The organism is Duganella aquatilis (assembly GCF_009674565.1).
GTDB classification, from domain to species: domain Bacteria; phylum Pseudomonadota; class Gammaproteobacteria; order Burkholderiales; family Burkholderiaceae_D; genus Rugamonas; species Rugamonas aquatilis.
The window spans coordinates 1-20,338 of sequence record NZ_WKJL01000016.1; the positions used below are offsets into that span (position 1 = coordinate 1).

The 20,338-nt window shown below is 62.4% G+C and carries 15 protein-coding genes; 8 read left to right on the forward strand and 7 right to left on the reverse strand.

The features are described 5' to 3' along the window. Positions 1–100: 100 nt before the first annotated feature. Positions 101–2,566 carry a TonB-dependent receptor gene (locus tag GJ698_RS19835; RefSeq protein ID WP_154359597.1) on the reverse strand — a complete coding sequence of 822 codons (2,466 nt, stop codon included), beginning with the start codon at positions 2,564–2,566 and terminating at the stop codon, positions 101–103. Between the two features lie 188 nt (positions 2,567–2,754). Here GJ698_RS19835 and GJ698_RS19840 point away from each other — a divergent pair, with 188 nt between their 5' ends. The 5 genes from GJ698_RS19840 to GJ698_RS19860 all read left to right on the forward strand — a co-directional run bounded on the left by GJ698_RS19840 (position 2,755) and on the right by GJ698_RS19860 (position 9,114). Next, positions 2,755–3,750, forward strand: a complete 996-nt coding sequence (locus tag GJ698_RS19840) for a LacI family DNA-binding transcriptional regulator (RefSeq protein WP_154359598.1) — start codon at positions 2,755–2,757, stop codon at positions 3,748–3,750. Between the two features lie 87 nt (positions 3,751–3,837). Beyond that, the gene (locus tag GJ698_RS19845; RefSeq protein WP_371865390.1) at positions 3,838–6,159 is read left to right on the forward strand and encodes a glycoside hydrolase family 65 protein; all 2,322 of its coding nucleotides are present in this window, start codon (positions 3,838–3,840) and stop codon (positions 6,157–6,159) included. Then, entirely contained in the window at positions 6,156–6,797 is a 642-nt protein-coding gene (gene pgmB / locus GJ698_RS19850; RefSeq protein ID WP_154359600.1) for a beta-phosphoglucomutase, read from the forward strand. The genes GJ698_RS19845 and pgmB overlap by 4 nt, the downstream gene beginning before the upstream one ends. Positions 6,798–6,821: 24 nt before the next feature. Then, positions 6,822–8,090, forward strand: coding sequence for an MFS transporter (locus GJ698_RS19855; RefSeq protein WP_154359601.1), 1,269 nt, complete (start codon positions 6,822–6,824; stop codon positions 8,088–8,090). Between the two features lie 10 nt (positions 8,091–8,100). Continuing rightward, positions 8,101–9,114 (forward strand): substrate-binding domain-containing protein, encoded by a 1,014-nt coding sequence (locus tag GJ698_RS19860; protein ID WP_154359602.1) that lies wholly within the window; start codon positions 8,101–8,103, stop codon positions 9,112–9,114. Here GJ698_RS19860 and GJ698_RS19865 read toward each other — a convergent pair. From GJ698_RS19865 to GJ698_RS19875, 3 genes are all read right to left on the reverse strand, one after another. Further along, on the reverse strand, positions 9,111–9,536 hold the full coding sequence (locus GJ698_RS19865; protein ID WP_154359603.1) for a putative toxin-antitoxin system toxin component, PIN family: 426 nt from the start codon (positions 9,534–9,536) through the stop codon (positions 9,111–9,113). The genes GJ698_RS19860 and GJ698_RS19865 overlap by 4 nt on opposite strands. Then, a complete protein-coding gene (locus GJ698_RS19870; protein WP_154359604.1) occupies positions 9,520–9,759 on the reverse strand; it encodes a hypothetical protein in 240 nt (79 codons plus the stop codon). The genes GJ698_RS19865 and GJ698_RS19870 overlap by 17 nt, the downstream gene beginning before the upstream one ends. Positions 9,760–9,831: 72 nt before the next feature. Beyond that, positions 9,832–10,095, reverse strand: a complete 264-nt coding sequence (locus GJ698_RS19875; protein WP_307766664.1) for a RidA family protein — start codon at positions 10,093–10,095, stop codon at positions 9,832–9,834. A gap of 83 nt (positions 10,096–10,178) precedes the next feature. Here GJ698_RS19875 and soxR point away from each other — a divergent pair, with 83 nt between their 5' ends. Together soxR and GJ698_RS19885 are read left to right on the forward strand one after the other, a co-directional pair. Continuing rightward, positions 10,179–10,556, forward strand: a complete 378-nt coding sequence (gene soxR, locus GJ698_RS19880; protein WP_154359605.1) for a redox-sensitive transcriptional activator SoxR — start codon at positions 10,179–10,181, stop codon at positions 10,554–10,556. Between the two features lie 112 nt (positions 10,557–10,668). Continuing rightward, a complete protein-coding gene (locus GJ698_RS19885) occupies positions 10,669–11,064 on the forward strand; it encodes a hypothetical protein (RefSeq protein WP_154359606.1) in 396 nt (131 codons plus the stop codon). 1 nt (position 11,065) lies between these two features. On the opposite strand, the gene icmF is transcribed toward GJ698_RS19885, so the two are convergent. From icmF to GJ698_RS19900, 3 genes are all read right to left on the reverse strand, one after another. After that, positions 11,066–14,353 (reverse strand): fused isobutyryl-CoA mutase/GTPase IcmF, encoded by a 3,288-nt coding sequence (icmF, locus tag GJ698_RS19890; RefSeq protein WP_154359607.1) that lies wholly within the window; start codon positions 14,351–14,353, stop codon positions 11,066–11,068. Between the two features lie 59 nt (positions 14,354–14,412). Further along, positions 14,413–17,931, reverse strand: a complete 3,519-nt coding sequence (locus tag GJ698_RS19895) for an indolepyruvate ferredoxin oxidoreductase family protein (protein ID WP_154359608.1) — start codon at positions 17,929–17,931, stop codon at positions 14,413–14,415. A 165-nt stretch (positions 17,932–18,096) separates the two neighbouring features. Further along, a complete protein-coding gene (locus tag GJ698_RS19900; RefSeq protein ID WP_154359609.1) occupies positions 18,097–19,026 on the reverse strand; it encodes a LysR substrate-binding domain-containing protein in 930 nt (309 codons plus the stop codon). A gap of 87 nt (positions 19,027–19,113) precedes the next feature. On the opposite strand from GJ698_RS19900, the gene GJ698_RS19905 reads away from it, so the two are divergent. After that, on the forward strand, positions 19,114–20,337 hold the full coding sequence (locus tag GJ698_RS19905) for an HD-GYP domain-containing protein (RefSeq protein WP_154359610.1): 1,224 nt from the start codon (positions 19,114–19,116) through the stop codon (positions 20,335–20,337). Position 20,338 lies beyond the last annotated feature (1 nt).

A 20,338-nucleotide genomic window follows, 5' to 3' on the forward strand; every position in this document is an offset into this window, starting at 1 on the left:
ACCAAAACCGGGGTCAGTTCTGCCAATCGCACACGGGCGCTACCGTAGCAGCTGCTACGGTAGCGCCCGTGTGCGATTGGCAGAACTGACCCCGGTTTGATTAGAAGCGGTACAGCAGCGACGCTTCCCAGGTGCGGCCAAACAGCGGACGCGCGTTGATCGGACCGGTGCCGCCGGTGGTCAGGCGCGAGTTGCCTTCGGTCAGGCCCAGCTCGTTGTTGAGGTTGGTGCCGGCCAGGCGCACTTCGATTTTTTCACCCAGCGAGAACAGCACGCCCGCGTCCACCGTGCGGTAGGACGGCAGGTATTGCGTGTTCAGCTGATCCGCCCAGCGTTCGCCGATCGAGGTGTAGGTCGCGTACAGCTTGGCCGAGTTGCCTTCGCCGAAAGGAATGCGGTAGGTCGGCGTGAAGCGGAATTGCAGCTTCGGCTGGCGCTGCACGACTTTGCCGGCGGTGTCCGGATTGTCCTTGTACTCGGACTTCTGGTAATCGCCGGTCAGCGACAGTTGCAGGTTTTCGATCGGGCGTACCGCCAATTCAAATTCCAGGCCGTTGCCCTTGGAGCCGCTGATGCGGTGCAGCTCGGTGCCGTCGGTGAGGATCTGGGTGAAGGCGATGCCGTCGAAATCCGTGTGGAAGGCGTTGATGTACGCGGTGTACAGCTGGGTCGCGGTCTTGAAGCCGATCTCGTACTGGCTGACTTTTGGCGTTGGCAACACGCTGCGGTCGTTGGCGCCAGCTTGCGTGCCGGCGCCGCGGATATCGTCAAACGACACGAAGGTGTGACCACGGTTGGCGCGCACGAACACCGAGCTGTTGGCGGCCAGCTTGTAGTTGCCGCCCAGGGTGAACGAGTTGGCGCTGTCGGTGCGGCTCAGGTAGGTGTTGGAACCGTTCGGCATCGAGGTGCCGTTGTTGTAGACGGTCAGCACGTTGCCATCGGTATCGCCGGAGCTCAGGTTGGAAATGGTGCCGCTGATCTTCTGCTGCTCGTGGCGAATGCCGGCATCGACCTTGATCTTGTCGTTAATCTGCCACTCGTCCGACACGAAGCCGGCGGTGTTGCGGCCGTCGTACGACGCCACCGGCGCGTAGTTGACCGGACCGTCGGTGCCGTTTTTCGACACGACCACGCCGTTGTTCAGGGTGACGTTGATCAGGCTGGCCTGCGGCTGGGCCGTCATCAGGTGGCTGTTGCCCAGATACCAGACGTCGTGCGACGAGTAATCGGCAAAGTAGCCGCCAACGGTAATCGTGTTGCCCTTGAACAGTTCCTTGCTGACGCGCAGTTCGTCGGTGAACGATTTCAGTTGCTTCTCCACTGCCCACAGGCCGGCCTGCACCACCTGCTGGTTGCCGGCCACGGCGCCGCCGTGCACATACGATGCCGTGCCCGAGGTCGCCACGCCGCCAGCCGCCGCCACCAGCGCCGGGTTGCTGTTGGCCGAAGCGATCGCCTGGCTGATGTAGTCGCTCATCGACAGCGGGTTGTTACCGGTGAACATGGCGATGGTGTTGAGGTCGCCGTCAAAGCGGTTGAACTTGTTCGACACGCTCCAGTCGCCGATCTTCTGGTCGAAGTTGGCGCCGAATACCGTGGCTTTCAGGCCACGGCCATCGCCGAGGTCCTTGGTCAATGTCTTGCCAGGACCGGCTTCGATGGTGAAGTTGCGCATTTCGCCGCTCATCAGCGTGCCGGTCAGCGGATCGAAGCCGGGGAAGGCGCTGATGGTGCGGCCGCCGTTGCTGGAGATCAGCGGCACGCCGGTGTAGAAGGCGTTCTTGTCGTCGGTGCTGCGCGCGTACAGGGTCAGTTTGCCCTGGTCGAGGTTGCGGGTCAGCGTGGCGGTGATCTGGTGGCCGTCGTCGGCCGGGAAACCGGCGTCGCGCACGCCATCGGTCTTGCGGTAGAAGCCGCCGACCGAGCCGTACCAGCCGTCGCTGATCTTGCCGCCGTAGTACATGTCGACACGGCGCAGGCTGCCGGTGCCGGTGGTGAAGCGCACCGTGCCTTCCGGCGTGTCCGTGCCTTCTTTCAGGATGAAGTTCATGGTGGCGCCAGGCTGGCCGTTGGACCAGATGGTCGACGGACCGCCGCGCAGCACTTCGACGCGCTCGACCGTGTCGTCCAGGCGGAAGGCCGACGAGCCTTCAAAGAACGACAGCGTTGGCGGCGGGAAGATCGGATTGCCCATCATCTGCACCGACACAAACGGCGAATCGCTGCCAGACGGGAAGCCGCGCACCTCGATGTTGGCGCCGGACTGGCCGCCGGTCGATTCCGCATACACGCCCGGCACCAGTTTCATGATGTCGGCGGTGCTGCTTGGCGCGGCCTGCTTCAGTTGTTCTTCGTTGGCGGTGGTGATGGAGAAGGCCGAATCGACCTTGCGCACGCCGCGCGCCGACGCCACGCCGGTCACCACGACTTGCTGGATTTCTTTGGATACTTCCTTGGACGGCTCGGCGGCGGGGGCTTCGGCGGTCTGGGCCTGGGCGGCGCTTTGGTTCACAAGGATCAGGACGGCGGCCGCGATGGCCGATGGCAGGAACGGATTTTTCATCGTGTCTCTTCTTTCTTATAGGATGTGTCGTCTTCCGGAGACAGCGTTCCGCCATCGCCGATTTAGCCATTGAAACAAGAAATGTTATCGATGTCAATTGAAATGTTATCGATGTCATTTTTCGCGACAAACGAAAAATTTCTGTCATAATGCGTCCGCACTTCCGCTTTTTTACCCCTATAACAACGATGCCCGCAAAGAAGACTGTAGCCACCACGCTGACGATGGAAGACCTGGCCAAGCTGGCCGGCGTCTCCAAGATCACGGTCTCGCGGGCGTTGCGCGACAGTCCCCTGGTCACGCCCGAGACGCGCGAAAAGATCCGCGCGCTGGCCGAGCAGCAGGGCTATCGCTTCAACGTCAGTGCGCGCAACCTGCGCATGGGCCGCAGTTATTCGGTGGCGGTTGTTGTGGAAATGACACCCGTGCGCGGCCGGCCAATGTCCGATCCGTACCCGCTGGAGCTGTTGGGCGGCATTACGCAGGAGCTGACCACGGCCGGCTACAGCGTGGTGCTGACTTCGAAGCAGTTGATGAACACGGCGCCGGTGCAGGGCGCCGACGGTTTGATCCTGCTGGGCCAGGGGTCGCACGGCGAGGCGGTGCGCGCCTTGCAGCAGACCGCCATGCCGCTGGTGGTGTGGGGTGCGCCGGAAGCCGACACCGACTACATCGTGGTCGGTTCGGACAACCGCAAGGGCGGCATCAGCGCGGCCGAGCGCTTCATTTCTCAGGGCCGGCAGAAGCTGGTGTTCCTGGGCGACGTCGATCACGCCGAGGTGCAGGAACGCTGCGCCGGCTTTATCGACGCCATGGGCGGTATGGCGACGGTGCACATCATCCGTCCGAAGGCGTTCACCTTCGAGGCGGGCTTCGACAGCATCTCGTCGCTGCTGAAGAAGAAGGGTGCCTCGTTCGACGGCGTGTTTGCCGCCAGCGACCTGCTGGCCATGGGCGCGATCCGCGCGCTGGCCGAGAAGAATTTGCGGGTGCCGGAGAATGTCTCCGTCATCGGCTACGACGATACGCCCGGCGCGGCCAGTTTCGTGCCGCCGCTGACCAGCGTGCACCAGTATCTGCGCGACGGCGGCGTGTTGTTGGCCAAAAAGATGTTGGGCCTGATCGAAGGCCACACGGTCGCTTCTGAAATGCTGCCGACCACGCTGATGGTACGCCAGACCTAGTTTTTCCCGAAATCGTCAAAAATACCTCAAAAAACGGCGTATTTTGAAATTCAAACCGCTTTGAATCGCTTTTCTAAGGAATTCGCTGTGCAAGAACACACTTATCCTCTTGAAGCCTGGTGCATCCGCGAGACCAGCTTTGACACCGACTCCCACTTCCTGGACGAAACGCTGTTCGCGCTGGGCAACGGCTACATCGGCCTGCGCGGCACCGGCGAGGAGGGCTACAGCGGCCCGGCCGGCACCTCGCTGGACGGCACTTACCTGAACGGCTTCTACGAGTCGGAGCCGATCCAGTATCCGGAAGCGGCTTACGGCCTGGCCAAGGTCAACCAGTTCATGTTGAACGTGCCGAACGCCAAGGGCATCGAGCTGTGGCTGGACGACGAGCGCTTCGATCCGCTGACCGGCACGGTGCAGACCTACGAACGGGTGCTGGACTTCCGCACCGGCCTGCTGACGCGCGTGGTGGAGTGGACCTCGCCGCAAGGCCGCAGCTTGCGTGTGCAGAGCCGCCGCCTGGTCAGCTTCGAGAACAAGCACCTGTTCGCGATCGAGTTCGAAGTGACGTCGCTGAACTTTGAAGGCCGCATGCGCCTCGTGTCGGCACTGGATGGCGCGGTGAAGAACCTGGAAGCCGGCGACGATCCGCGCGTCGGCTCGGCCATCTCCGGCCCGACGCTGCACATGATCGACAGCGAGCAGGCGGACGGCTTTTCGGCGCTGGTGCAGAAGACGCACAACAGCGGCTTCACCCTGGTCAGCGCGACCGAGACGGTGCTCAGCGTCGACCTGCCGCCCGTGACGGCGCAGGATGGCCAGCGCCTGACGCAGACCTGGGAGCTGGCGGTGAACGCCGGCCAGTCGCTGACGCTGACCAAGTACGGCAGCTACTACTCGTCGCGCGACTATGAAGCGAAAGAGCTGATGTGGCGCAGCAAGGACACGCTGGCCAGCGCCAGGGCCGCAGGCTTCGAAGATCTGCGCCTGGCGCAGGAGCAGTACCTGGGCGACTTCTGGCAGCAGGCCGACGTGCAGATCGCCGGCGACGACGCGCTCCAGCAGGGCATGCACTTCAACCAGTTCCACCTGCTGCAATCGGTGGGCCGCGACGGCAAGACCAATATCTCGGCCAAGGGCGTGACGGGCGAGGGCTACGAAGGCCACTATTTCTGGGACACGGAAATCTACATCTTCCCGTTCTTCCTGTACTCCAAGCCGGAGATCGCGCGCAAGCTGCTGGAGTACCGCTACGCCGGCCTGCCGAAAGCCCGCGAACGCGCGCGCCAGATGTCGCACGACAAAGGCGCCCTGTACCCATGGCGCACCATCGCCGGCGAGGAGTGCTCGGCCTACTTCCCGGCCGGGACGGCGCAGTATCACATCAACGCCGATATCGCCTACTCGATCAAGACCTATATGGAAGCCACCGACGACCAGGAATACCTGGTCAAGGCCGGCGCCGAGATCGTGATGGAGACAGCGCGCATCTGGACCGGCATCGGTTCGTATGACCGCGAGGGACGCTTCTGCATCAACCAGGTCACCGGTCCTGACGAATACACGGCGCTGGTCAACAACAACTACTACACCAACGCGATGGCGCAGATGCACCTGAACTTCGCGGCCTCCATCGCCGAGCAGCTGCAGGCGCAGGAGCCGGCCGAATTCGCGCGCATCGCCGCCGCCATGGCGCTGGATGCGAACGAGCCGGCCGCATGGCGCCGCGCCGCCTCGCTGATGAATCTTCCCTACGACGACGCGCTGCAAATCCACGCGCAGGACGACAGCTTCCTGTCCAAGAAAGTGTGGGACTTCGCCAACACGCCGAAGGAGAACTACCCGCTGCTGCTGAACTATCACCCGATGGTGATCTACCGTCACCAGGTGTGCAAGCAGGCGGACGTGGTGCTGGCGGCGCTGCTGCTCAGCGACCAGTTCACGCTGGACGACAAGCGCCGCGACTTCGACTACTACGAGGCGGTGACCACGCACGATTCGTCGCTGTCCACCTGCATCTTCAGCATCATCGCGGCGGAAGTGGGTTACGAGGACAAGGCCTACGACTACTTCATGGAGACCGCGCGTCTCGACCTGGACGACACGCACGGCAATACGCACTACGGCGTGCACACGGCGGCGATGGCCGGCACCTGGATGGGCGTGGCCTACGGCTTCGCCGGCATGCGCGTGGTGGGCGGCGAGTTGCACTTCGCGCCGAAGCTGCCGAAGCAGTGGCAGCATTACACCTTCAAGATCCACTTCCGCGGCGCGCTGCTGGAAGTGCACGTGCAGCCAGGCCAGGTGGAGTATCGCCTGCTGCAAGGCGAGGTACTGGACTTTACCCACGGCGGCGAAGCGGTCGCGCTGAACCTGTCGCAACCGAAGCAATCGAGGAGTTTCGCATGAGCCGTTTTAAAGCAGTCATATTCGATCTGGATGGCGTGATCACCGATACCGCCCACTATCACTACCTGGCGTGGAAGCAGCTGGCCGAATCGCAGGGCGTGCATTTCGATCACGCGTTCAACGAGAACCTGAAGGGCATCGACCGCATGGGTTCCCTGGACCTGATCCTGGCATCGTCGTCGCGCAGCTACACGCCGGAAGAGAAGCTGGCGCTGGCCGACGCGAAAAACCTGCATTATCAGCAGCTGATCGCCACCATGTCGTCCAAGGATCTGCTGCCTGGCGCGGTGGAGGCGCTGGACGCGGTGCGTCGCGCAGGACTGCGCATCGGCCTCGCATCGGTGAGCAAGAACGCCTTTACGGTGCTGGAACGCCTGGGCATCACCGATAAATTCGATTACGTGGTCGATGCGGCGACCATCGCGCGCGGCAAGCCGGACCCGGAAATTTTCCTGAAGGCGGCGCGCGAGCTGGGCGTGGCGCCGGCCGATTGCCTGGGCGTGGAAGACGCCGTGGCCGGTGTGGCGGCTATCAAGTCCGCAGGCATGTTCGCGCTGGGGATAGGACATCCCTTCGTGCTGACCGAAGCGGACGTGGTGATTACAAGTCTCAAAGAATTCAACCTCGCCGCTTACTAAATAAAAACGCCGGAGACAAGCAGCATGAAGAACAACAGAATATTATTCGCGCTATTCCTGATCTACTTTGTATTCGCCATTCTGCTCAACAGCGTCGGCACGGTGATTCTGCAGGTGATCAGCAACTACGGCGTCAGCAAGTCCGCCGCCAGCGTGCTGGAAGGCTTCAAGGATCTGCCGATCGCGGTGGTGTCGTTCCTGGTGGCGTCCTTCCTGCCGCGCGTGGGCTACAAGAAGGCGATGCTGATCGGCCTGGCCATCGTCACCGCCGCCTGCGTGGCGATGCCGCTGCTGCCGTCGTTCGCCACCACCAAGGCCTTGTTCTTCTGCGTTGGCGTGTCGTTCGCGCTGGTGAAGGTGTCGGTGTATTCCACGCTCGGCCTGATCGCCGCCGACCGCAAGCAGCACGCCAGCACCATGAACCTGCTGGAGGGCTTCTTCATGGTCGGTGTGCTGAGCGCCTACTGGGTGTTCGGCTACTTCATCAACTCGCACGATCCGCAATCGCAAAGCTGGCTGCATACCTACTGGGTGCTGGCGGTGCTGTGTGCGGCGACCTTCCTGCTGATTTTGTCCACGCCGTTCAACGAATCCAAGGCGGCGCTGCCGGAAGGTCGCGGCATCGCGCAGGACTTCGCGGCGATGCTCAAGCTGTTCTTCAAGCCGCTGGTGTGCGTGTTCATCATCACCGCCTTCCTGTATGTGCTGATCGAACAAAGCATCGGCACCTGGCTGCCGACGTTTAACAACGAAATCCTCAAGCTGCCGGCGGCGATGAGCGTGGAAGTGACCAGCATCTTTGCCGCCTGCCTGGCCGTGGGCCGGCTGTCCGCCGGCGTATTGATGCGCAAATTGAACTGGTATCCGGTGATGAACGCCTGCGTGCTGGGCATGGGCGCCACGGTGCTGCTGGCGCTGCCGCTGACGCATGACGTGGTGGCCGATCCATCCATCACCTGGGCCACCGCGCCGCTGGCGACGTTTCTTTTCCCGCTGATTGGCCTGTTCATGGCGCCGATCTACCCCGGCATCAACTCGGTGATGCTGAGTTCTCTGCCGAAGCATCAGCACTCGGCCATGACCGGGCTGCTGGTGATTTTTTCAGCGCTGGGCGGCACCACCGGCTCGCTAATCACCGGCTACGTGTTCGGTAACTTCAGCGGCCACTTTGCGTTTTATCTGACGCTGGTGCCGATCACGATCGTGCTGGTGATGTTGTATTTCTTCAAAAAGGCAGTCGATGACGGTGGCGGGGAGTTCGACACGACCGCTATAATCAGCGGTCAACATTAAACTTTAGGCCATGAATCTCGCTCACCTCGCAAATCACCTTGGCATGTCCAAGACGACGGTGAGCCGGGCGTTAAACGGTTACCCTGAAGTCAACGTGCGCACCCGCGAGCGGGTGCTGAAGGCGGCCAAGGAGGTCGGCTACCAGCCGAATCCGATGGCGCGCTCGCTGGCGCTGGGACGCACCAATGTGTTCGGCATCATCTATCCGCTGCTGCCGACGGACCTGGGCGATCCGATGTTCCTCGACGTGGTGGCCGGCATGTCGGCCGCGCTGGAAGAGGTCAACAAGAACCTGATCATCGCGCCGGTGTCGCCGGCGGCGGAACAGCCTTCGTATCAGCAGATCGTGCGCGGACGGCGTGTCGATGGCCTGGTGGTCGGGCGCACGCTGGTGCATGACGAGCGCATCGCCTTTCTGAGCAAGGCCAAATTCCCCTTTGTCGCCCATGGTCGCACGGAGCTCAACGCGCCGTATGCATGGTTCGACTACGACAACGACGCTGGCATCCGCATCGCGATGGAGCGCCTGCTGGGATTGGGCCATCAGCGCGTGGCGCTCATCAGCGCGCCGTTGGACCTGAACTTCGCGCGACAGCGCAAGGACAGCTTTGTCGCCGCCTTGTCGGCGGCAGGCCTGAGCGCCGATCCGCGCTACCTGATCGACAATACGCTGGACCGCCGCAGCGGCTACCAGGCCATGCAGCAACTGCTGGCCTGCTCGCCGCGTCCGACAGCGGTCATCGTCGACAATCACCTATCCGGCGTCGGCGCGGTGCGCGCGCTGCTGGATGCGGGTGTGGCGATCGGCAAGGAGATTTCCGTGATTGTCTGGGGCAGCATGGCCGATACGCTGGCCGGTGCCCACGTCACCACCATCGACCAGCCATGCCCCCGCAAAGCCGGCGCCCGCATGGTCGAAATGCTGCTAGCCCTGGTCGACGGCGCCCCTGCCAGCGACCTGCATGAACTGTGGCAGCCAGTCCTGCTGGAAGGTACGACGCTAGGCCAAGCTACAACCGCTTAGGGCATCGTACCTTGGATGCGCCGAACTGCTTCCGTTACCTGAATGATCGGTATATTTTGGTACTGCTTCATCACCAGAAGGTCAACATCCCCGGTGACGATTAAATCTGCCGACGCCTTTGCGGCGCAAGCAAGCACAATGTCGTCATTGATATCCCGACAGAGCTGCGGCACTGGCTTGGAGACGATGATTTTCTTTGTAAAGCTTGAGTAGTTTTGCTGAAGCATATCGATATTGATGCCTGCGGCCGAAATTTTTTTATAAAATTTGGCATAGCCACACACTCGTCCGAGTTCCGCTAATAATTCTTCGCAGGTGAAGATCTCGGCTTTTTGTAATCGAACGAGATCAAGCAATTTCCTTGGCGCGCCGTGCCACAGCAGCCCCGATATGACAATATTTGTATCAAGTACGAGCCGCATTTTCAGCGGCCTGCTGTGAGCGAATTTCTACCTCGACTTCTTCAGGCGTCATTGCAGGCCCATCTAGTGCGGCCATTTTATCTGCAGCAAAGAAAAGCTGGTCGGTGCGCACACGCCGTATCTCTGCACGAAGTAGCTCGGCTAACTTCTCCGGAGTTAAAAGGCCGAGTTCATCAGCATCGCGTATGAGCTCTTCTTGCAAGGAAAACCTTATCGTCTTCATGATTGTCCTCCAGTTGACATATCAGTATAGGCTGCATGGACGCGTGCCAAAAGAATGCCGGTTTGACCAAAATCAAATGGTGACCGTCGCTTCAATTTCAAACAGCATGCCGTCGAGCGCGAGGCGAGGTACGGGGATCAGGGTACAGGTTGGAGCAGGGTGTTCGCCCCATGCTGCGCGCAAGGCGCTGCCGAAGATGTGCAGGCGTTCTTCGCTATGGTCGACGATCAAGGCGGTCACTTTCGCGATGTTCCACAGTTTTGTATCCGCAGCTTGCATGGCGGTTTGCAGGTTGCTGAGCGCTTGCTGGACTTGGGTGGCGAAGTCTTCACACATAACGCCGTTTTCGTCTTCGCCGCCTTGGCCGGCAATGTAGATGATGCGCGCGGGCGGAACGCGCCGGCGTTGCCGTCTCCGCGCTGCATTTTTATGAAGCCAAGGGTTTGATTCATTCCGTGCGCAGCAGCGGCAACCAGCGACGTTATGCACGCTCGGTGTTGCGCCGACTGGCCGTTATCAAGGTGGCGCAGCGCGTCGGCCTGCCGCTGGCGGACATCGCACAGGCACTCAACGCGCTGCCATCCAGCCGCACGCCCACCGTGGCCGACTGGCGCCGTCTGTCCGCAGCGTGGAAAAGGGAACTCGAAGAACGCATCACCACACTGACCCAACTGCGCGACCAGCTGGACGGCTGCATCGGCTGCGGATGCCTGTCGCTGAAAGCCTGCCCGCTACGCAATGCCGGGGACGCACTGGTCGATCAGGGCGCCGTACCGCATTTCAGAGAGGGAAACTAGCTGATAAAAAGCGAACTATCTAACGTACCGGCGGCATCGGACGCCATGATTAGTCGCTTCCGCAGGTTGGCTAAGGTAGAGTGGGAGTATTTCCATCATTCCACGCGATTGCATGAAACCTCATCTCGGTTATGTCACCATGGCGCTTCTGATCAGCAGCTGCGCCAGCATGCCGCCGCCGGTCGTGCTGGAAAACACCGGTACGGAGTTTCCGACCATGTGCATGCTGCTGCAGTCAGACGGCAGCTTGATCTTCCGTGGTGGCTTCGCGTTTTACAATCCAGGTACATGGCGGCGCACCGACAACGATGTGTTAACCGTGACCTTGGGTGGAACCGAGCCATTCCCCACGCCGGTGCTGAAGGAACAGCTGCCGAAACACATCGGCGGCCTGCTCGGTTTTGACGAGAAGCGACGGGAGATCACCTATCGCTTCGACGCCAAAACCGAGTTCCTCAACTTCGGCAACTTCTACTTCTACCGCGCGGCAAGCTGCCACGCTTCCTGACCTACATATTGCGGCGATACTGGCCACCGACTTCGAACAGCGCGGTGGTGATCTGGCCGAGTGAGCAGACGCGGACGGCGTCCATCAGCTTGTCGAACACGTTGGCGTTGTCGATGGCGGCTTGCTGCAAGGCGGCCAGTGCTTGCGGCGCTTCGGCCGCATGGCGCGTGTGGAAGTCCTCCAGGCGCTTGAGCTGCGATTGCTTTTCATCGTCGGTGGAGCGTGCCAGTTCGATCTGCTGCGGCGCTTCCACGCCTTTCGGATTGCGGAAGGTGTTGACGCCAATGATGGGCAGCGTGCCGTCGTGCTTCTGGTGCTCGTACAGCATCGACTCTTCCTGGATCTTGCCGCGCTGGTAGCCGGTTTCCATCGCGCCCAGTACGCCGCCACGTTCGGCGATGCGTTCGAATTCCTGCAGCACCGCTTCTTCCACCATGTCGGTCAGTTCGTCCATGATGAACGAACCCTGGTTCGGATTCTCGTTCTTGGCCAGTCCCCATTCACGGTTGATGATCAACTGGATCGCCAGTGCGCGGCGCACCGATTCGTCGGTCGGCGTGGTGATGGCTTCGTCGTAGGCGTTGGTGTGCAGCGAGTTGCAGTTGTCGTAGATCGCGATCAGCGCCTGCAGCGTGGTGCGGATGTCGTTGAAGTCGATTTCCTGCGCGTGCAGCGAACGGCCCGAGGTCTGCACGTGGTACTTGAGTTTTTGCGAGCGGTCGTTGGCGCCGTATTTGTCGCGCATCGCCACGGCCCAGATGCGGCGGGCGACGCGGCCTAGCACCGTGTATTCCGGGTCCATGCCATTCGAGAAGAAGAACGACAGGTTGGGCGCGAAGTCGTCAATGTGCATGCCGCGCGCCAGATAAGCTTCCACGAACGTGAAGCCATTCGACAGCGTGAACGCCAGCTGCGAGATCGGGTTCGCGCCCGCTTCGGCGATGTGGTAGCCGGAGATCGATACCGAGTAGAAGTTGCGCACCTGGTGGTGCACGAAGTATTCCTGGATATCGCCCATCACCTTCAGCGAGAATTCCGTCGAGAAGATGCAGGTGTTCTGGCCCTGGTCTTCCTTGAGGATGTCCGCCTGCACGGTGCCGCGCACGTTTTGCAGCACCCAGGCCTTGATCTTGGCCGCTTCGTCGGCGCTAGGCTGGCGTTTGTTCTCTTCGACGAACTTGTCCACCTGCTGATCGATGGCGGTGTTCATGAACATCGCCAGGATGGTCGGCGCCGGGCCGTTGATGGTCATCGACACCGAGGTGCTCGGGCTGCACAGATTGAAGCCGTCGTACAGCACTTTCATGTCGTCCAGCGTGGCGATGGACACGCCCGAGTTGCCGACCTTGCCGTAGATGTCCGGCCGCAGCGCAGGATCGGCGCCGTACAGGGTGACCGAGTCGAATGCAGTGGACAGGCGCTTGGCGTCCATGCCGGTGGAGACCAGCTTGAAGCGACGGTTGGTGCGGAAGGCGTCGCCTTCGCCGGCGAACATGCGGGTTGGATCTTCGCCTTCGCGCTTGAAGGCGAATACGCCGGCGGTGAACGGGAAGGAGCCGGGCACGTTTTCCAGCATCAGGAAGCGCAGGATTTCGCCGTGGTCTTCGTAGCGCGGCAGCGCCACCTTGCGGATGCGCGTGCCGGATAGCGTGTGCTGCACCAGACGCGTGCGGATTTCCTTGTCGCGGATTTTCACCACGTAGTCGTCGCCGGCGTAGGCGGCCTGCATGTCGGGCCATTGCGCCAGCAGCTTGCGGGCGCCGGCATCCATCTCGGCATCGCGTTCGGCGATCAGGTCGTCAAAGTCGGCGGACTTGTGGGCGACGGCCAGCATGCGTTTGGATTCGCTCAGTTGCTGGCGTTCGCGCGCCAGTGTGACCTGCTTGCGCGTGAAGCGGTGGTAGCCGCGCACGGTGTCGGCGATCTCCGCCAGGTAGCGCGCGCGGGCCGGCGGCACGATCACGTTCTTGCCGCTGGAGTGGTGCACGTCCGTCGCCAGCAGCTTGCCTGCTTGCGCCTTCAGGCCGAATTGCGCCAGCTTGGGCAGCAGGCCCTGGTACAGCGCCGTCACGCCGTCGTCGTTGAAGCGCGAGGCCTGCGTGCCGTAGACCGGCATTTCTTCCGGACGCTTGCTCCACAGTTCGCGGTTGCGCTGGTACTGCTTGGCGACGTCGCGCAACGCATCCTGCGCGCCTTTGCGGTCAAACTTGTTGATGGCGATGAAGTCGGCGAAATCGAGCATGTCGATTTTTTCCAGCTGCGAGGCGGCGCCGAATTCCGGCGTCATCACGTACATCGATACGTCGACGTGCGGCACGATGGCGGCGTCGCCCTGGCCGATGCCGGAGGTTTCGACGATCACCAGGTCGAAGCCCGCCACCTTGCAGGCGGCGATGACGTCGGGCAGCGCCTGCGAAATCTCGGAGCCGGCTTCGCGCGTGGCCAGGGAGCGCATGAACACGCGTGCCTGTCCGGCCCACGGATTGATGGCGTTCATGCGGATGCGGTCACCCAGCAGCGCGCCGCCGGATTTGCGACGCGACGGGTCGATGGAGATGATGGCGATGTTCAGCGTGTCGCCCTGGTCGAGGCGGATGCGGCGTATCAGTTCATCGGTCAGCGAGGATTTGCCGGCGCCGCCGGTGCCGGTAATGCCCAGCGTCGGCACCGGCAGGTCTTCAGCGGCGGCCAGCAGTTCGGCGCGCAGCGTCGGCGAGGCTTTTTCGTTTTCCAGTGCGGTGATCAGTTGCGCCAGCGGACGGTGGCGCGCGGCGATGTCGCCTTCGCGCAGCGGCGCCAGCGTGGTTGGCGAGTAGTGCGACAGGTCGATGTCGCACTGCTGCACCATCCACTGGATCATGCCGACCAGGCCCATGCGCTGGCCGTCTTCGGGGCTGAAGATTTTGGTGATGCCGTAAGCGTGCAGCTCTTCGATCTCGCTCGGGACGATGACGCCGCCGCCGCCGCCGAACACCTTGATGTGCGCGCCGCCGCGCTGGCGCAGCAGGTCGATCATGTATTTGAAGTATTCGACGTGGCCGCCCTGGTAGCTGGAGATGGCGATGCCTTGCACGTCTTCCGCCAGCGCGGCGGTGACCACTTCGTCCACCGAGCGGTTATGCCCGAGGTGGACGACTTCCACGCCGTTCGATTGCAGGATGCGGCGCATGATGTTGATCGAGGCGTCGTGGCCGTCGAACAGCGAGGCGGCGGTGACGAAGCGAACCTTGTTTTTCACGCGCGGCTCATCCGCGACGGCCGCGATTTTCGGAGTCGAGAGATCGTTCATTGGTGTCCCTAATAATATTTTTATCGATTATATGACGTTTACGTTAACGTCAATGCGCGTCAAGCTGCATGCCGTTGCGTGAACTGCGCGAGCAGGCGGGCCTTCTCGGTGCGGAAGGTGGCCACGGCCTTTTCCTTCACGTGACCGAAGCCGCGCACTTTTTCAGGCAGCGCGGCCAGTTCGACCGCCGTCGCGTGGTTATCCGCGTTCAGCTGGCCGATCAGCGCCGTCACCATGTCGCGATACTCGCCGATCAGCGCGCGCTCCATCCGGCGCTCTTCGGTGTAGCCGAAGACATCGAACGCGCCACCGCGCAGGCCTTTGAACTTGGCCAGCAGTTTGAACGCGCTCCACATCCACGAACCGAATTCCGCTTTCACCAGATGGCCCTTGGCGTCCTTCCTGGCGAACATCGGCGGCGCCAGGTTGAATTTCACGCTGAAGTTGCCCTCGAATTGCTGCTGCAGTTGTTCGACAAAGCGGCCATCCGTGTACAGGCGCGCCACTTCGTATTCATCCTTGTAGGCCATCAGCTTGAAGTAGTACTTGGCCACGGCGGTGGACAGCTTGTTGCCCAGGCCGAGCGTGGTTTCCTTCGCGCGCACCTGCGCCACCAGCTCCGAATAGGTGTTGGCATAAGCGGCGTTCTGGTACGACGTGAGGAACTCCATGCGCCTGGCGACGACGTGGTCCAGGTTTTGCGGCATCTGCATGACGATGGCCTGCGCCGGCGTGGCGGTGCGCTCGACGCGCTTCAGGTCCACGGCGGCGCGGCGGCCCCACAGCAGGCTTTTCTTGTTCGATGCGACCGCCACGCCATTCAGTTCGATCGCGCGCAGCAGCGATTCTTCTTTCAGCGGGATGCGGCCGCGCTGCCAGGCATAGCCCAGCATGAACAGGTTGGCGGCGATCGAGTCGCCCATCAGCGCGGTGGCCAGCTTGGTGGCGTCGATGAAGTCCGCCGCGCCGGCGCCGACCGATTCCTCGATCAGCGCACGCACGTCGGCGGCCGGATATTCCCAGTCGGCGTTCTGCGCGAAGGTGCCCGGCGGCTGCTCGTGCAGGTTGACGATGGCCAGCGTGCGGCCGGGGCGCATCTTCGATACCGCATCGGAGGCGCCGGCGGTCAGCATGTCGCAGCCGAGGATGACGTCCGCTTCGCCCGTGGCGATGCGCTGCGCGCGCAGATGCGATGGCGTGCGCGCGATCTTGACGTGCGAGGTGACCGAGCCGTTTTTCTGCGACATGCCGGTCATGTCCAGCACCGAGGCGCCTTTGCCTTCGATGTGCGCGGCCATGCCCATCAGCGCGCCGACAGTGATCACGCCGGTGCCGCCGATGCCGTTGATCAAGATGTTGTATGGCTGTTCGCATTCCGGCAGCGTTGGCGTTGGCAGTTCATCCCAGCCGTCATCGCTCTTGGTGGCGCCGGTCTTGGATTTTTTCAGCGCGCCGCCTTCGACCGTGACGAAGCTCGGGCAGAAACCCTTGACGCACGAGTAGTCCTTGTTGCACGACGATTGATCGATGGTGCGTTTGCGGCCGAATTCCGTTTCCTTCGGCAGGATCGACACGCAGTTCGACTGAATGCCGCAGTCGCCGCAACCCTCGCACACGGCTTCGTTGATGACCATGCGCTTGGCGATGTCGGGATAGGCGCCGGTTTTGCGGCGGCGGCGCTTCTCGGCGGCGCAGGTCTGGTCGTAGATCAGCACCGAGACGCCGGACACTTCGCGCAGTTCGCGCTGCACCGCATCCATGTCCTTGCGGTCGTGCAGCGACACCAGCGACGGCAGCGCCGAACGGTCGGTGTAGCGCGACAGGTCTTCCGTCACCAGCGCGATGCGTTTGACGCCTTCGGCCGCCATCTGCTGCGCGATCATCGGCACCGAGGTCTGGCCGTCCACCGGCTGGCCGCCGGTCATGGCGACAGCGTCGTTGTACAGGATCTTGTAGGTCATGTTGACCTTGGCCGCCACCGCCGCGCGGATCGCCAGGTAGCCGGAGTGGAAGTAGGTGCCGTCGCCCAGGTTCTGGAACACGTGCGGAATCTTCGAGAACGCGGCCTGGCCGATCCACGGCGCACCTTCGCCGCCCATGTGCGTGGTCAGCTTGTTGAATTCAGGGTAGATAGAGGTGGCCATCACGTGGCAGCCGATGCCGGCCAGCGCGAAGGAACCATCCGGCACCTTGGTTGAGGTGTTGTGCGGGCATCCGGAGCAGTAGAAGGCCGGGCGGAAAGGCGTGTTGATGGCCTTCTTCAGCACCGCATCCTTGGCGTCGAGGAAGGTCAGGCGCGCCTTGATCTGGTCGTGGATGTTGGCGTCGCTGATGTAGCGCGCCACGCGGCTGGCGATCACGCGCGCCACTTGCGACACCGAGAAGTCGGCCTTCGGCGGCAGCAGCCATTCGCCGCGCGGCGCGACCCACTCGCCCTTGTCGTCGAATTTGCCGACCACGCGCGGACGCACGTCGTCGCGCCAGTTGTACAGCTGCTCCTTCAGCTGGTATTCGACGAACTGGCGTTTTTCTTCCACCACCAGGATTTCGTCGAGACCCTGCGCGAATTCGCGCACGCTGTCCGGCTCCAGCGGCCATGGCATCGCCACCTTGAACAGGCGCAGGCCAACCTTGGCCGCCATGGCTTCGTCGATGCCCAGTTCCTCCAGCGCTTCCAGCACGTCCAGGTAGGATTTGCCGGAGGCGATGATGCCCAGCTTGGCGTCCGGCGCATCGATGGTGGTGTGATTCAGCTTGTTCTCGCGCGCGTAGGCCAGCGCGGCGTAGATTTTGTAGTCCTGCATCAGCGCTTCCTGATTGCGCGCCTGCTGGCCCAGCGGCACCGAGGACAGGCGCGCGTTCAGGCCGCCGGCCGGCATCACGAAATCCTTCGGCAGCCTGGTCTCGACGCGGAACGGATCGGCGTCGATCGAGGCCGACGACTCCACCGTGTCGGCCAGCGCCTTGAAGGCCACCGCGCAGCCGGAGAAGCGCGACATGGCCCAGCCGTGGATGCCGAGGTCGAGGTATTCCTGCACATTGCAAGGGTAGAGCACCGGCACCATGCAGGCCGAGAAGATGTGGTCCGACTGGTGCGGCAGCGTGGACGAATACGCGCCATGGTCGTCGCCCGCCACCAGCAGCACGCCGCCATGCTTGGCGGTGCCGGCGTGGTTCATGTGCTTGAAGACGTCGCCGCAGCGGTCCACGCCGGGGCCTTTGCCGTACCACATGGCGAACACGCCGTCGTACTTCGACTCGCCGATCAGGTCCACCTGCTGCGATCCCCACACGGCGGTCGCCGCCAGATCCTCGTTCACGCCCGGCACAAACTGCACGTGGTGCGCTTCGAGGTGCGGCTTGGCTTTCCACAGGTTTTCGTCCAGCCCGCCCAGCGGCGAGCCGCGGTAGCCGGAGATGAAGCCGGCCGTATTCAGGCCGGACGCCTGGTCGCGCAGGCGCTGCATCATCGGCAGACGCACCAGGGCCTGGATGCCGGACAGGAAGATGGTGCCCTGGGTGTTGGTGTATTTGTCGTCGAGGCTCACGGACGTGAGCGAGCTGGTGCCGTCTGGCATGGTGGTGTCTCCGTTTTTGGTATCAGATCGCGCTCAAGCTGGGGGACGCCGGGTGGGCGTGCCAGGCTCAAGCCATGGTGCCGCATTGTTAGCGGCTTACTCCCAGTATGGGCGCGAGTTGACGTATACGGAAATACCGTTTGCCGATGGGGTCATAAGAAAAACTTATAGCGGCTTGGCGCCGGGCCACAATCCTTCCATGCACAGGCGCTCGCTGACCTGGCGCACGAGGCGGGTGACAGCAGCGGCCGCATTCGTCAGCGGGATGTTGCGCGAAAAGCACAGTACGACCGTGCGGGAAATCGCCGGGTTGTGGATGGGCTGTGCGCGCAGGGTGCCGCGTTGCAGTTCGTCCAGGACAGGCGCGGAGGGCAGCAGCGTCGCGCCCATGTCCGCCAGCAGCGCGGATTTGAGGATGGCGATGGAGTTAATCTCGATCACATTGCCGACGCCAAGGCCGGCAGCGCGCGCCACGCTCTCGATGCGCGGCCGCACGCCATGCTGCAGGCCGGGCAGGATCAGTGTCGCAGCCAGCGCCTCTCGCAATGTAAGTGAGTGCTTGCCATTGGCGTAGGCCGCATCGGCGCGCGAGATGAACTGCAGTTCCTCCTCGACCAGCGGCGTGGTGCCGAACTGCCCCAGCTGGCCATCGTCGAACAGTACCGCCAGGTTGATGCGGCCGGATTTGAGCTGCTCGCCCAGGTTGCCGGTCAGCTCCTCGGTGAGTTGCAGGGTGATTTCCGGATACTGGGCGCGGCTGGCCGTCAGCAGCGGCAGGGCCAGCGCGCCGGAAATACTGTGCGGCAGTCCCAGGGTGACGCTGCCGCTGGGGCGCTCGGCCGACTGCGCCACGGCGGACCGGGCGTCCGCGACTTGCTTGAGGATAGCCTGGGCGTGCTCGTAAAAGACCTTGCCGGCGTCCGTGCTGAGTACGCCCTGGGCGGAGCGGTGCAGCAGCTGCACGCCCAATTCTTCCTCCAGCTGGCGTAGTTGCTGGGTGAGCGCGGGTTGCGCAACGTGCAAGATTACCGCCGCACGCGACAAGGAGCCGTGATCGACGATCGCAACAAAATAGCGTAACTGGCGTAGTTCCATGTAAATTTAAATCCCGGTGGGAAACGTTTTGTTATACTGGATGCATGACGGTTTAGCGTCCAGCTCTTCATTTTGGTAGGTATGCGTATGTTAAAGAAAGTCGATTCTTCTCAGCTTAAGGTGGGCATGTATATTCATGACCTCAGCTGCGACTGGATGACCCATCCTTTCGTGCGCAACCGTTTCCTGATCACCAGCTACGACGAAATCCGCAAGATCCTCAACGCCGGCATTCACGATGTTGTCATAGACAGTTCCAAGGGGCTGGATGTACAGGATGCGCCGACCGTGGCCGAAGCGCAAGCCGCCACCGAGCGCGAAATCGTCGAAATCGTGGCCAAGGCGCCGGTGCAAACCCGGGTGTCGCTGGGCGAGGAGATGCAGCGCGCGGTGCAGATCCGCCACCAGGCCTCGACCCTGGTGCGCAGCGTGATGCAGGACGCCCGCCTCGGCAAGGCCATCGAACTGGACCAGGTGCAGCCGGTGGTGCAGAACATCACCGAATCGATCCTGCGCAATCCGGGCGCGCTGGTCGGCCTGCTGCGGATCAAGACCAAGGACGATTACACCTTTTTGCATTCGGTCAGCGTGTGTACGCTGCTGGTGGCCTTCTGCCGTTCGCGCAACATCCCGGCCGACATCACCCACCAGGCCGGCCTCGGCGGGCTGCTGCACGACACCGGCAAGGCGCTGGTGCCGGACGCCATCCTCAACAAGCCCGGTCCGCTGACCGACGAAGAATTCGCCATCATCAAGAAGCATCCGGAAGATGGCTACAACATCCTGAAGCAAACGCCGGAGATCGGCCCGATTCCGCTCGATATCACCTTGCACCACCACGAGCGGCGCGACGGCAGCGGCTATCCGAGCAAGCAGGCCGACGACCAGATCAGCGAACTGGCGCAGATGGCCGCGATTGTCGACGTGTACGACGCCATTACCGCCGACCGCTGCTATCACAAGGGCATGTCGGCCGCCGCCGCGCTGCGCAAGATTTATGAGTGGAGCAAGTTCCACTTCAATCCGCAGTACGCGCAGGAATTCATGCGCTGCGTCGGCATTTATCCGGTGGGTACCATGGTGCTGCTGGAGTCGGGGCGCCTGGGTGTGGTGATCGAGCCACATGAGACCAATCTGCTGGCGCCCAAGGTCAACGTGTTCTTCCATACCAAGAAGAATGTCTACATCAAGCCGGAAACGATCGATTTGTCGCGCGGGCTGGGCTTCGGCGGCGGCGACAAGATCGTCGGCCATGAATCGCCGGCCAAGTGGAACGTCGATCCGATGCGCTTCCTGACCGTGGCGGTCTGAG